Source organism: Klebsiella sp. 2-CIP_Kleb., from assembly GCF_050378715.1.
GTDB classification, from domain to species: domain Bacteria; phylum Pseudomonadota; class Gammaproteobacteria; order Enterobacterales; family Enterobacteriaceae; genus Klebsiella; species Klebsiella quasipneumoniae.
Genome location: NZ_JBNRLG010000002.1, coordinates 222,835 through 236,129 on the forward strand (window position 1 = coordinate 222,835; position 13,295 = coordinate 236,129).

Below are 13,295 nucleotides of genomic sequence, written 5' to 3' on the forward strand. Positions count from 1 at the left end.
CAACTGGCAGCTTATGGTAGTTTTATCCCCAATCAAAGCGTAGCGTATAACAAAAGCGAACCAGAGTCTGTTTTCTATGTAACAAGGCAGTTTGAAATGATTTTTTTTCTAACTGGCAGACGTAAGTCAAATAAAAAACCATTAAATTGTTATACCTTCACATGAGGTTGATAATGAAAAAGAACACGCTTGCTGCACTGATCCTTACCACCCTCGCGGCGGGGCAACTTACCAGCCTGCAGGCGCATGCCGCCGGGCAGCTCAACGTTTGGGAAGACATTAAAAAATCCACTGGCATCAAAACCGCGGTCAGCGATTTTGAGAAGCAGTACAACGTGAAGGTCAATCTGCAGGAGATGCCTTATGCCCAGCAGCTGGAAAAGCTGCGCCTCGATGGCCCGGCGGGCATTGGGCCGGACGTGCTGGTGATCCCGAATGACCAGCTCGGCGGCGCCGTCGTTCAGGGACTTCTCTCGCCGCTCAACGTTGAGCAGGCGAAACAGGATGCCTTTACGCCAGCCTCTATCAACGCCTTCCGCATGGACAACGCGCTGTATGGGATCCCGAAAGCGGTGGAAACCCTGGTGCTTATCTACAACAAGGACCTGATCGACAAGCCGCTGGACAGTCTGCAGGCCTGGCTGGACTACTCGAAGACCCAGCGCGAGCAGAACAAATACGGCCTGCTGGCCAAGTTTGATCAGATCTACTACAGCTGGGGGGCGATTGGCCCGATGGGCGGCTATATCTTCGCGAAGAACGACGGCGGCGGTTTTAATCCGCAGCAGGTGGGGCTCAATACGCCCGGCGCCGTGGAAGCCGTGACCTTCCTGAAAAAATTCTATGCCGAGAAGGCCTTCCCCGCAGGGATCCTCGGCGATAACGGGCTGAACGCCATTGATTCGCTGTTTACCGAGAAAAAAGCGGCGGCGGTGATCAACGGCCCCTGGGCCTTCCAGCCGTATGAAGCCGCCGGTATCAACTATGGCGTGGTGCCGCTGCCGACCCTGCCGGACGGCAAGCCAATGAGCTCCTTCCTCGGCGTTAAGGGCTACGTGGTATCGACCTGGAGTAAAGACAAGGCGCTGGCGCAACAGTTTATCGAGTTCATCAACCAGCCGCAGTATGTAAAAGCCCGCTATGTCGCCACCGGCGAAATCCCGCCGCTGAAGGCGATGATTGACGACCCGGTGATTAAAAATGACGAAAAGGCCAGCGCCGTCGCCGTTCAGTCGGCTCGGGCGATGGCTATGCCGGGCATTCCGGAGATGGGGGAAGTGTGGGGGCCGGCCAATGCCGCGCTTGAACTGAGCCTCACCGGCAAGCAGGCGCCGCAGGCCGCGCTCGATAATGCGGTGAAACAGATCAAGATGCAGATTGAAGCGATGCAGGCCAGCAATCAGTAATTTACCGTCACGTGAAGTCACCGAGCGGGAGGGGGACCTCCCGTTTGTAGAAGGAGTCGAGTGTGAGCATCCATTCCAGCGAAAATTTTAGCGACGCGCGCGGGCCCGGGCGCCATGCGTGGTGCGGCCTGTTGCTGGCAATCGTGCCGGGTTTCGGCCAGTTTTATCATCGCCAGTGGCTGAAGGGGCTGGTCTTCCTGGTGCTGCTGAGCAGCTTTTTGGGTATTTTTTACGATTTCCTGCGCGAGGGGCTGTGGGGGCTCTATACCCTGGGTGAAGAGGTGCCCCGGGATAACTCTATCTTCCTGTTAGCGGAGGGGATTATCAGCGTGCTGATCGTCGCTTTTGGCGTGCTGATCTATTTTCTCTCGCTGCGGGACGCGTGGCTGAACGGCAAAAAACGCGATGAAGGGGTCGCGCTGAACAGCGTGCGTAAGCAGTACCAGATGCTGCTGAGCGACGGCTTCCCGTACCTGATGATCACCCCGGGCTTTATTCTGCTGGTCTTTGTGGTGATCTTTCCCATTCTGTTTGGTTTTGCCATCGCCTTCACCAACTACAACCTGTACCACACGCCGCCGGCGAAGCTGGTGGACTGGGTGGGGCTGAAAAACTTCGTCAATATTTTCACCCTCTCCATCTGGCGCTCCACCTTCCTGGATGTGCTGCAGTGGACCGTGGTGTGGACGCTGCTGGCGACCACCCTGCAGTGTACGGTGGGCGTGCTGTTGGCGATTCTGGTGAACCAAAAAGATCTGCGCTTTAAGCCGCTGATCCGCACCATCTTTATTTTGCCGTGGGCGGTGCCGGGGTTTGTCACTATCCTCGTCTTTGCCGGGATGTTCAATGACTCCTTCGGGGTGATTAACAACGCGATCCTGTCATTCTTCGGCATCAGCCCGAAGGCATGGCTAACCGATCCGTTCTGGACCAAAACCGCGCTGATCATGATGCAGACCTGGCTTGGCTTTCCGTTTGTCTTTGCCATGACCACCGGCGTGCTGCAGGCGATCCCGGACGATCTGTATGAAGCGGCGACGATGGACGGCGCCAGCGCCTTTACCCGCCTGCGCACCATCACCCTGCCGCTGGTGCTGTACGCGATCGCGCCGATCATCATCACCCAGTACACCTTCAACTTTAATAATTTCAACATTATTTATCTGTTTAACAACGGCGGCCCTGCGGTGGCGGGATCTAACGCCGGCGGGACGGATATTCTGGTGTCGTGGATCTATAAGCTGACGATGTCCTCGTCGCAGTACGCCATCGCGGCGACCATCACTATCCTGCTGTCGATCTTCGTCGTCGGCCTGGCGCTGTGGCAGTTCCGCGCCACCAAATCCTTCAAAAATGACGACATGGCGTAAGGGAAGCAACATGGCTCAATCACCCAGTATTAAACGCGAAAAGTGGATCCGACTCTCTCTCACCTGGCTGGTGGTTATCCTGGTCTCGGTGGTGATTATCTACCCGCTGGTCTGGACCGTCGGGGCGTCGCTGAACGCCGGCAATAGCCTGCTCAGTACCTCGATCATTCCGGAAAACCTGTCGTTCCAGCACTATGCCGATCTGTTCAATGGCAATGTGAATTACCTCACCTGGTACTGGAACTCGATGAAAATCAGCTTTCTGACCATGGTGCTGACCCTGATTAGCGTCAGCTTTACCGCTTACGCCTTCTCCCGCTTCCGCTTTAAAGGGCGGCAGAACGGGCTGATGCTGTTCCTGCTGCTGCAGATGATCCCGCAGTTTTCCGCGCTGATTGCCATCTTTGTGCTGTCGCAACTGCTTGGCCTGATAAACAGCCATCTGGCGCTGGTGCTGATCTACGTCGGGGGAATGATCCCGATGAACACCTGGCTGATGAAGGGGTATCTCGACGCGATCCCTAAAGATCTGGATGAGTCCGCCCGCATGGACGGCGCCAGTAGCTTTCGCATCTTTATTGAGATCATCATGCCGTTGTCGAGGCCGATCCTCGCGGTGGTGGCGCTGTTCTCCTTCACCGGCCCGCTGGGGGATTTCATCCTCTCCAGCACCATCCTGCGTACCCCGGATAAATACACGCTGCCTATCGGTCTGTATAACCTGGTGGCGCAAAAAATGGGGGCCAGCTACACCACCTACGCGGCGGGGGCGGTGCTGATTGCCGTGCCGGTCGCGATCCTCTATCTGGCGTTACAAAAATACTTCGTCTCCGGCCTGACCTCGGGCAGTACTAAAGGATAAGCACATGAAAAGATTTACACCCGCATGGCTTGCGGTTTGTCTGGCATGCAGTTTTTCCCTCCCTTCGCTGGCAGCGGACGCGCTTGAAACCCGCGCCTTTCAGGGTATGCCGGCGGACTTTATTAAAGGCGCGGATATCTCCACGCTGCTGGATGCCGAAAAGCACGGGGCAATTTTCTACGACCAGAATAACCAGCGTAAGGATCCGATCGCCATTCTGAAAGAGAACGGCGTCAACTATGTTCGCCTCCGCCTGTGGGTGGATCCGCAATCGGCAAGCGGCGAGGGCTATGGCGGCGGGAATAACGATCTGGCCACTACCCTGGCGCTGGCGAAACGGGCGAAAGCCCAGGGAATGAAGCTGCTGCTCGACTTCCATTACAGCGATTTTTGGACCGATCCCGGCAAGCAGTTCAAACCGAAGGCCTGGGAAAAGATGGATTATCCGCAGCTGAAAACGGCGATTCATGACTATACCCGGGATACCATCGCCCGCTTTAAGCAGGCGGGCGTCCTGCCGGATATGGTGCAGATCGGCAATGAGATCAACGGCGGTATGCTGTGGCCGGAAGGGAAAAGCTGGGGGCAGGGGGGCGGCGAGTTCGACCGGCTGGCCGGGCTGCTGAACGCGGCCATTGATGGTCTGAAGGCGAATCTGCGCAATGGCGAGCAGGTGAAAATCATGCTGCATCTGGCTGAAGGGACCAAGAACGATACCTTCCGCTGGTGGTTTGACGAAATAGAGAAACGGCATGTGCCCTATGACGTGATTGGTTTGTCGATGTACACCTACTGGAACGGGCCGATCAGCGCCCTGAAGGCCAATATGGATGACATCAGCAAACGCTATAACAAAGATGTCATTGTCGTCGAGGCGGCCTATGCCTATACCCTGGCTAACTGCGATAACGCGGAAAACAGTTTTCAGGCCAAAGAGGAAAAGGACGGAGGCTATCCCGCCACCGTGCAGGGGCAATATCGCTATATCCACGATCTGATGCAGGCCGTAATAGATGTTCCCGACCAGCGCGGCAAAGGTATTTTTTACTGGGAGCCGACGTGGATTGCTGTGCCGGGAAATACCTGGGCCACCCCGGCGGGGATGAAATATATCCATGACGAATGGAAAGAGGGTAATGCGCGGGAAAATCAGGCGCTATTTGACTGCCAGGGAAAAGTACTGCCGTCGGTAAAAGTATTTAATTAATTATTTGTCGTTCTTTTCAGGAAGTTTATTATGAATAAATTTGCACCTTTACATCCAAAGGTTAATACGCTGCTGCATGGCGCGGATTATAATCCGGAACAATGGGAGAATGACCCCGACATTATTGATAAAGACATTGCCATGATGCAGCAGGCAAAATGCAATGTGATGTCGGTGGGCATATTTAGCTGGGCGAAACTTGAGCCGCGCGAAGGGGTATTTGATTTCGCCTGGCTGGATACTATTCTCGATAAACTGTATGCCGCCGGCATTCATGTATTTCTGGCCACGCCGAGCGGCGCGCGTCCAGCGTGGATGTCTCAACGCTATCCGCAGGTTCTGCGGGTGGGGCGCGATAGGGTGCCGGCCCTGCACGGCGGCCGTCACAACCACTGTATGTCATCGCCGATCTATCGTGAGAAGACCCTGAAAATTAATAGCCTGCTGGCGGAGCGCTATGCTGCGCACCCGGCGGTGCTGGGCTGGCATATTTCCAATGAATATGGCGGCGAATGCCATTGCGATCTCTGCCAGGCCCGCTTTCGCGGCTGGCTGAAGGCGCGGTATCAGACCCTGGAGAACCTCAACCAGGCCTGGTGGAGCACCTTCTGGAGCCATACCTATAGCGACTGGTCGCAGATTGAATCGCCTGCGCCGCAGGGCGAGGTGTCGATCCACGGTCTGAATCTGGACTGGCATCGCTTTAATACCGCCCAGGTGACCGATTTCTGCCGCCATGAAATCGCCCCGCTGAAGGCGGCGAATGCCGCCCTGCCGGTGACCACCAACTTTATGGAGTATTTCTACGATTACGACTACTGGCAGCTGGCGGAGGTGCTGGACTTTATCTCGTGGGACAGCTATCCGATGTGGCACCGCGATAAAGACGAAACCGCGCTGGCCTGCTACACCGCGATGTATCACGACATGATGCGCAGCCTGAAGGGCGGCCAGCCGTTTGTGCTGATGGAGTCCACGCCGGGCGCGACTAACTGGCAGCCGACCAGCAAACTGAAGAAACCGGGCATGCATATTCTCTCCTCGCTGCAGGCGGTGGCGCATGGCGCCGACTCGGTGCAGTATTTCCAGTGGCGGAAAAGTCGCGGTTCGGTTGAGAAATTTCACGGCGCGGTGGTCGACCATGTCGGGCACATCGATACCCGTATTGGCCGTGAAGTCAGCAAACTCGGTGAGATACTGAGCAAGCTACCGGAGGTCCGGGGCTGTCGCACCGAGGCGAAAGTGGCGATTATCTTCGACCAGCAGAACCGCTGGGCGCTCGATGACGCCCAGGGACCGCGCAATCTGGGGATGGAGTATGAGAAGACGGTCAATGAGCACTACCGTCCGTTCTGGGAGCAGGGCATCGCCGTCGATGTGATTGACGCCGACGCTGCTTTAACGCCGTACCGGCTGGTCATTGCCCCGATGTTATACATGGTGCGCGACGGCTTTGCCGCGCGGGCGGAGGCGTTTGTCGCCAGCGGCGGCCATCTGGTGACCACTTACTGGACCGGCATCGTCAACGAATCCGATCTCTGCTATCTCGGCGGCTTCCCGGGCCCGCTGCGCAATCTGCTGGGCATCTGGGCGGAAGAGATCGACTGCCTGAATGACGGCGAGTTTAATCTGGTGCAGGGCCTGGCCGGGAATCAGTGCGGTCTGCAGGGCCCGTATCAGGTGCGCCATCTCTGTGAACTGATCCATACCGAAAGCGCGCAGACGCTGGCCACCTACCGGGATGATTTTTATGCCGGAAGGCCAGCGGTGACGGTGAACGGCTTCGGGAAAGGTAAAGCCTGGCATGTGGCCTCCCGCAACGATTTGGCCTTCCAGCGCGACTTCTTTGCCGCCCTGAGCAAGGAGCTGGCGCTACCGCGGGCGATCGCGGCGGATTTACCGCCCGGCGTGGTGGCTACTGCGCGCACCGACGGTGAGAGCACGTTTGTCTTCCTGCAGAACTACAGCGCGCAAAGCCATACCCTGAGCCTGCCGTCAGGGTATCGGGATTGCCTGACCGACGCGGCGGTGTCGGACCCGCTTACCCTGTCAGCATGGGATTGCCGTATTCTCCGTCGCCACGCCTAATCCTTTTTTCTCCACGCCTGCTCTGCCGAGCAGGCTTTTTTGTATCTATTACCCTGGAGTTTATGATGGTGAGTTTAAAATCTTTCCTGCACTATTTCTCTCCTGCACGTCCGGCACAGCCGTTAAGCGAAGCGGAAAAACAGCAAATCGAGGCGTTGGTTCAGGCCTTCGGCGGTGAAGCGAATATTACCCAAGTGGACGCCTGTATTACCCGTCTGCGGGTAACGGTTCGTCATCTGGCAGCCGTGGACTCGGACGCATTACAGCAGCAGGGCGCGCTGGGTGTCATTATTCTTGGCCAGCAGGTTCATGCTATTTTCGGTAAGCAGTCCGATGCGCTACGTCAATTGCTGGATGACCATTTTGCCGCGCGGAAATAAATAAAACGGGATAACCTGAAAACAGGTTATCCCGAAAATAAGACAAAGACAGCAGTGGCAATAAAGTTTACCGGAAGATAATTAACAGTCTTACAGCAGGAGATAAAAATAACGTATGAGTCTTAGCCGTGCGCGATTACCACCAGGCTTCAACCTGTACGCCGAAATTCCAGGTATTATTCGCCGTCTGGTCTTCAAACGGTTTACCATCTTCGGAATCATTCAGATACGACGCGAAAATACGTAATTCCGGGCGTGACATAAAGTCCGGCCCGTCCGCCAGGCCCAGCGCAATGGTATATTTCTCACCGGCCTGTTTGTAGCTGGTGCCATTGTTATAGCTGTCTTTCTGATAGAAACCGCCGACTTCGCCAATCAGGCGCACGTAGTCGGTGAACTGATACTGCCCGCGGGCGACCAGCGACAGCATCCGCGTTTTATCGGTATAGTCGGTAATGTCATCCGCCGAGCCCCAGGTCAGAACGTGGTTGATGGAGAACTTCTCGGTAATGGGGATCAGACCGGTGTTAATCACGCGATAGCCGGTGGCGTCGTTCACGTAGTTCCACATATCGTACCAGCCGCCGCCCTGGGAGACCATATTCTGCGCCAGACCTTTGTTGGCATACTGCAGCACGGTTTTGTTATAGCCGCCCAGCATATCCTGACTGATTTCACCGGTCAGCATCACGCCATTTTCGGCATCGTACAGTCCGCCGTAGCTATCCTGTTTTTTGGTGGTGTTCGGCATGGCGTAGTCGATGCCGAATTCGGTCCACGACCCGGACCACGGCTTCCATCCCGCGTAGCGTAAATCGATATAGTTGATATTGACGTTGCTGTCGCCATCGACGCGATAGTCAACGTCGTTGGCATCGCCGCGGATCCACGCCAGCGAGACGGCGCCCGGGCCAAGGGTGTAGTTTTCCACCCCGGCCCCGGAGCCGGAAATGTTCCAGTATTTAGTATCGATGATGTGCAGGTCGTGACGCTGGTAGTAACGTTTGCCGCCCCAGATCACCGCATTCGGATCGCCCGGGATCAGCCCTTTGATCTGCAGGTTCAGCTGACGTAAGCCGAACTGCGCGTCATCGTTCAGCGTGGTTTCATTATCGTTAGAGCCATCGGAGACCATGCTGACCATGCTGTCGAGATAGAAACTGACATCATCTTTTTTGTAGACCTCGGAGCCTAACTCCAGCTCGCCATAGGTATCCGATTCGTTCCCCAACCGGCCCAGCTTGTTCTTTTGCCATTCCGCTTCGCTACCGTCGCCGGAGACCCCAACCCCGGCACGCAAATAGCCATGAAAATCAACGGTCGGGATCGCAGCGGTAGCCGCAAAGGCGGAAGGGGCGATTAGCGCAGCGGCTAATGCTGTGGAAAGGACGCGCAGTGTCGTATTCATCTCTATCCTCTTATTGTTTTGTATTACGTTCACATAACTGATGTCATAAAATGCCTAAATGTAACTTCAGGCAAATGAGATATGATTATTGTGTGACTAACTGCAAATAATAACGCTGGTTTTTGTTGTGATGAGTGAGGTGATTCACAATTAACCTGGTTGTGAACGTAATACTTTTTGTGGTGTAATTTTGCGATGAGAGATAGCGGTGAGCGTTTTTTCAAATGGCCCCTGTTACAATCATGGGATAACAACATAAGGAACCGGACCATGAAGTCTAAAAGCGCTACTCTGGAAGACGTCGCTCGTCATGCGGGCGTCTCTTACCAGACCGTGTCCAGGGTACTCAACAAATCTGCCAATGTATCCGAAGCGACGCGCCGCAAGGTGGAGAAATCGATAGAGGCTCTGCGCTATGTGCCAAACCGGCTGGCGCAGCAGCTGGTGGGGAAGGAGAGCCAGACGGTCGGACTGGTGACGATTTCGCTGGCCTGGCATGCCCCCTCTCAGGTGGCGGCGGCGGTAAAACGCTATGCCAATCTGGAAGGTTACCAGGTCCTGATTTCAATGATTGATGAGAGCGTCAACCAAAGCATCCAGGATTCCATCAATGAGCTGAAGTCTCAGCGGGTGGATAAGGTCATTATCAACGTGCCGCTGGAGACTGAACAGGCGCAGAAAATCGCCGCTGACAATGATGATATCGTCTGCCTGTTTCTCGACGTTGATCCCTACAGTTCCGTGTTTAACGTTTCGTTTAACCCGGCGGACGGCACCCGGGCCAGCGTCAAATATCTCTATGAGATGGGGCATCGGGAGATTGCGTTGCTGGCAGGCCCGGACAGCTCTGTATCGGCGAAACTGCGGCTGAAAAGCTGGCTCGAGACCCTGGATGGCTACGGTCTGAAGCCGGTAACCGTCCTGCGGGGCAACTGGGATGCGCAGAGCGGCTACGCCGGCGCGCTGCAGATGCTGCGGGAAACGCCTAATTTCAGCGCCGTGCTGGTGGGCAATGACCAGATGGCGCTGGGGGTGCTCAGCGCCTTCCATCAGCATCAGGTGGCGGTGCCGGGAGAGAAGTCGGTGATTGGCTATGACGATACCTACGAAAGCTCCTTTTTCTATCCGGCATTGAGTACGGTCTCGCTGGACCTCGACCTGCAGGGGAAAGAGGCGGTGCGGCGGATCCTCGCCAGTACCAGCGGCGCGGCGCATACCTCATCCATCCTGCCGGCGCGCCTGGTGATTCGCCATTCCAGCGGCGCCAGAGTCGAGCAGGGGAAAGATCTGCAGGCTATCGCGGAGCAACTTCGCGCTATCGCCCACCGTCTGGCGCCCTGAAGCCAAAGGCGAGGAAACTCGCCTCTTTGTTATTACCCCTGATATGACCATGGTTGATCTTTGTCGTGGAACGGCGTACCTTAATTGTTATGTTATAACATAATGACGAGGTCATGATGAAAGCCCATATCCATCCTCCCTATCGCACGGTGGTGTTTCACGACACCAGCGCCAATGAATATTTTAAAGTTGGCTCAACCATCCGCACCGAACGCGTGATTGAGCTCGACGGTGAGACGTATCCGTATGTGACGATCGACGTCTCCTCGAAATCGCATCCGTACTACACCGGCAAACAAAAAACGTTCGCCAGCGAGGGTAGCGCGGCCCGTTTCCGCCAGCGCTTTGGCGGCTTCATTGATGCAAAAAGGAAGGCATGATGCAGGTCGTTAACTCATTACGCAGCGCCAAACAGCGCCACCCGGATTGCCAGCTGGTCAAACGCAAAGGGCGGCTGTACGTGATCTGTAAGAGCAACCCCCGCTTCAAAGCAGTGCAGGGGCGCAAAAAACGTCGTTAACGGAAGCTTTCCAGGGGACGGCGCTGCTGGCCGTCGGCGGTAAAATTGTCGGCGGCCAGCCATTGGCGCATGGCGCTATCCAGCTGCGGCCATTCGCCATCAATCACTGAAAACCAGTCCGTGTCCCGGTTGTGTCCTTTGCTCACCAGCGCCTGACGAAAACGTCCTTCGTACTGAAATCCCAGTCGCCTTGCCGCCCGGCCTGACGGCGTATTGAGGCTATTGCATTTCCATTCATAGCGACGGTAGCCGAGCGTCTCGAACACATACTGCATCAACAGCCAGTGCGCTTCGGTGGCCATAGCCGTTCGGCTCAGCAGCGGAGAGAAATGGACATGCCCCACCTCGACCACGCCATGGGTGGCATCGATGCGCATTAACGCCAGCGAGCCGACCGCCGTTCCACGCTGCTGGTCAACGACGGCGAAATGGATCGGATCGGCCAGCGTCGCAACCTGCGCCACCCAGGCGCTAAATTCAGCCAGGCTGGTTTCCGGTTCGCGCAGCAGCCACGTCCAGCTGCGGGCGTCGGGCGCCAGCTGATGGGCAGCAAACAGATCGCTGGCGTGGGCGAGGGTGAGTGGTTCGAGCCGACAGCGGCTGCCCTGAAGTACCTGCCGGGTCGGCCAGGGGCGGGGTTGCCAGTCGGGCAGCGCGGCGCCGAGCGCCTGTCCAAACTGATTGTATTCACACATTGCGGTTTCCTTATTGGGGATGTACAGGCAGCGTACGCGCTGGCTGGTTCCATAAAAAGTGCCATTAGAGTATGTTTTTATGGATCCACGAGGAGGCGACATGAATATACCGGACGATGCGTTTTATGGGTTGGTGACGCAGGGGATGCGGCAGCGAACGGACGAAACCCTGCAGCGCGCCCTTTACCACACTTTGCGCCATGCCATCCTGCAGGGAACCCTGGCGGCCAGCTGCCGTTTGCCAGGATCGCGCGTGATTGCCGGTCGACTGCATCTGTCGCGTAATACGGTGAATGCCGCACTGGAGCAGCTGACGCTGGAGGGATACCTGACGCGAAGCCGTCAGGGGACGCAGGTGGTGCCGCTCGCCGCTAGCGGTCGGCAGGAGGTAATCGCGCCACCCGTTGTGCTGTCTGAGCGGCTGCAGGGGCTGCCAGCCGCTATGCGCCGTGACTCGCCGGCGCTGCCGTTTACGCCTGGCATGCCGGCGGTGAACTATTTCCCGCTGCCGCTGTGGCGGCGGTTAATCGATAAGGCATTGCGCGACGAAGGCAGCACGCTGCTGGGCTACGGTGAGGCCGCGGGCGATCCCCAACTGCGGGAGGCTATCGCCCGCCATCTGGCGCTCTCCCGGGGCATCCGGTGCGATATCCGGCAGATCGTCATCACCGAGGGGGCGCTGGAAGGGGTCAACTTATGCGCCTCGCTGTTGACCAACCCGGGCGACAGCGTGTGGCTGGAAGAGCCGGGGTACCTGGGCGCCAGGAGTGGTTTCCAGCGAGCGGGGCTGCGGGTCTGCGGGATGGCCGTCGATGGTGAAGGGATGTGTATCGCCAACGGCGTGGCAGAGCCACCCCGGCTGATTTTCACCTCACCCTCTCATCAGTATCCCCTTGGGAGCGTCATGAGCGCCGCGCGGCGTCTGGCGTTGGTGGAGTATGCCCATCGGCACGGCGCGTGGATTGTGGAGGATGACTACGACAGCGAGTTTCGCCACAGCGGAGAGCCGATCCCGGCGATGCTGGGGATGGTCCCGGATGCCCCGGTGGTCTATCTCGGCACCTTCAGCAAAACCCTGTTTCCGGCGCTGCGTATCGGTTTTATGGTCATGCCGTCCGCGCTGGCGGATGCAGCTCAGGAGGCCATTGGCGCGCTGCTGCGCGGCGGGCACCGCGCTGAACAGCGTGCGCTGGCCAGCTTTATCGAGAAGGGACACTATGCGCGTCATCTGGCAGCGATGCGTCGTCTGTACCGCAAACGTCAGCAACAGCTGCGCGAGGCGCTGGCGCAAGAGATTACCGTGCCGTGCGAAGTCCTCGGTGGGGAAGGGGGACTCCATCTGACGTTGGCCATAGAGGGGATCGACGATCGAACGATTGCGCAGCAGGCGCGTCAGTTTCAGCTGGCGCCCGCTGCGCTAAGTCATTTCTATCTCGACCCGCGGCGGGGGCGGAGCGGGCTGGTGCTGGGGTATGGCAATACTTCGGCTTCCCGCTATCCGCTGGCGCTGCGGACGCTGAATCGTCTTATTGCGCAGTACCGGCGCGGGTCAGCGTAAAGACATCGTAAAAGGAGAGCTCGCCTTTGGTGTCGACCATTTTTTTAAGCTGTGCCTTCTGCTCGCTATCGACGTCCGGCGACTGCAGGATACGGTCGATCAGCTGTCGGGGGACAAAGCGGGTGTTGTACCATTCGCCGTTGTAACACACGCGAAAGTCGAGGACATCGATATCTTCGTAACGATAGCGTGGATAGACGTCAAAGAAGAAAAAAGCGTTGAACAGGATGAACAGCACCACCAACAACCAGACCGAATCTACCAGCGTTTCAGAGCGCAGCATGACCACCAGCGTCGCCAGAAACGCAGCATACATGGCAACAAACAGGCCCGGATGGTTGCGGATGAAACTGATGCTAAAACGCGGGCGATTATCGCGTTTTTCCTGCACGTTAAGTTCGTCAATGGTGTGAGTCAGCAGGCGTTGTATTTCTGTCATCTTGGTCCCCGAATTCTGCAA

Annotated in this window: 13 protein-coding genes; 10 read left to right on the forward strand and 3 right to left on the reverse strand. The window is 56.9% G+C overall.

What is annotated here, in order from left to right; genetic code table 11:
- Nucleotides 1-173: 173 nt before the first annotated feature.
- The 6 genes from ACQUTP_RS09050 (at nucleotide 174) to ACQUTP_RS09075 (ending at nucleotide 7,313) form a co-directional block, all read left to right on the forward strand.
- A complete protein-coding gene (locus ACQUTP_RS09050) occupies nucleotides 174-1,406 on the forward strand; it encodes a maltodextrin ABC transporter substrate-binding protein (RefSeq protein ID WP_017898899.1) in 1,233 nt (410 codons plus the stop codon).
- A gap of 62 nt (nucleotides 1,407-1,468) precedes the next feature.
- The gene (locus tag ACQUTP_RS09055; RefSeq protein ID WP_017898898.1) at nucleotides 1,469-2,776 is read left to right on the forward strand and encodes a carbohydrate ABC transporter permease; all 1,308 of its coding nucleotides are present in this window, start codon (nucleotides 1,469-1,471) and stop codon (nucleotides 2,774-2,776) included.
- A gap of 10 nt (nucleotides 2,777-2,786) precedes the next feature.
- Complete coding sequence (locus tag ACQUTP_RS09060) at nucleotides 2,787-3,638, forward strand: sugar ABC transporter permease (RefSeq protein WP_004204761.1); 852 nt, start codon at nucleotides 2,787-2,789, stop codon at nucleotides 3,636-3,638.
- A 4-nt stretch (nucleotides 3,639-3,642) separates the two neighbouring features.
- The gene (locus ACQUTP_RS09065) at nucleotides 3,643-4,845 is read left to right on the forward strand and encodes a glycoside hydrolase family 53 protein (RefSeq protein WP_004204760.1); all 1,203 of its coding nucleotides are present in this window, start codon (nucleotides 3,643-3,645) and stop codon (nucleotides 4,843-4,845) included.
- Nucleotides 4,846-4,875: 30 nt separating this feature from the next.
- Nucleotides 4,876-6,933 (forward strand): beta-galactosidase, encoded by a 2,058-nt coding sequence (locus tag ACQUTP_RS09070; protein ID WP_096833640.1) that lies wholly within the window; start codon nucleotides 4,876-4,878, stop codon nucleotides 6,931-6,933.
- 65 nt (nucleotides 6,934-6,998) lie between these two features.
- The gene (locus tag ACQUTP_RS09075) at nucleotides 6,999-7,313 is read left to right on the forward strand and encodes a glucose PTS transporter subunit EIIB (RefSeq protein WP_004204757.1); all 315 of its coding nucleotides are present in this window, start codon (nucleotides 6,999-7,001) and stop codon (nucleotides 7,311-7,313) included.
- A gap of 136 nt (nucleotides 7,314-7,449) precedes the next feature.
- On the opposite strand, the gene ACQUTP_RS09080 is transcribed toward ACQUTP_RS09075, so the two are convergent.
- Nucleotides 7,450-8,721, reverse strand: coding sequence for a maltoporin (locus ACQUTP_RS09080; RefSeq protein WP_004204756.1), 1,272 nt, complete (start codon nucleotides 8,719-8,721; stop codon nucleotides 7,450-7,452).
- A gap of 270 nt (nucleotides 8,722-8,991) precedes the next feature.
- Between ACQUTP_RS09080 and ACQUTP_RS09085 the strand changes: the two genes are divergently transcribed.
- The 3 genes from ACQUTP_RS09085 to ykgO all read left to right on the forward strand — a co-directional run bounded on the left by ACQUTP_RS09085 (nucleotide 8,992) and on the right by ykgO (nucleotide 10,582).
- The gene (locus ACQUTP_RS09085; RefSeq protein WP_004204755.1) at nucleotides 8,992-10,062 is read left to right on the forward strand and encodes a LacI family DNA-binding transcriptional regulator; all 1,071 of its coding nucleotides are present in this window, start codon (nucleotides 8,992-8,994) and stop codon (nucleotides 10,060-10,062) included.
- A 116-nt stretch (nucleotides 10,063-10,178) separates the two neighbouring features.
- Nucleotides 10,179-10,442, forward strand: coding sequence for a type B 50S ribosomal protein L31 (locus ACQUTP_RS09090; RefSeq protein ID WP_004204754.1), 264 nt, complete (start codon nucleotides 10,179-10,181; stop codon nucleotides 10,440-10,442).
- A complete protein-coding gene (gene ykgO, locus ACQUTP_RS09095) occupies nucleotides 10,442-10,582 on the forward strand; it encodes a type B 50S ribosomal protein L36 (RefSeq protein ID WP_002892018.1) in 141 nt (46 codons plus the stop codon). Before ACQUTP_RS09090 ends, ykgO begins: the two co-directional genes overlap by 1 nt.
- Here ykgO and ACQUTP_RS09100 read toward each other — a convergent pair.
- The gene (locus ACQUTP_RS09100) at nucleotides 10,579-11,277 is read right to left on the reverse strand and encodes a GNAT family N-acetyltransferase (protein WP_004204753.1); all 699 of its coding nucleotides are present in this window, start codon (nucleotides 11,275-11,277) and stop codon (nucleotides 10,579-10,581) included. The two genes, ykgO and ACQUTP_RS09100, sit on opposite strands and share 4 nt — an antisense overlap.
- A gap of 100 nt (nucleotides 11,278-11,377) precedes the next feature.
- On the opposite strand from ACQUTP_RS09100, the gene ACQUTP_RS09105 reads away from it, so the two are divergent.
- Entirely contained in the window at nucleotides 11,378-12,835 is a 1,458-nt protein-coding gene (locus ACQUTP_RS09105; protein ID WP_064150583.1) for a PLP-dependent aminotransferase family protein, read from the forward strand.
- Here the strand turns inward: ACQUTP_RS09105 and ACQUTP_RS09110 are convergent.
- Entirely contained in the window at nucleotides 12,804-13,274 is a 471-nt protein-coding gene (locus ACQUTP_RS09110) for a YlaC family protein (protein WP_004204751.1), read from the reverse strand. The two genes, ACQUTP_RS09105 and ACQUTP_RS09110, sit on opposite strands and share 32 nt — an antisense overlap.
- Between the last annotated feature and the right edge of the window lie 21 nt (nucleotides 13,275-13,295).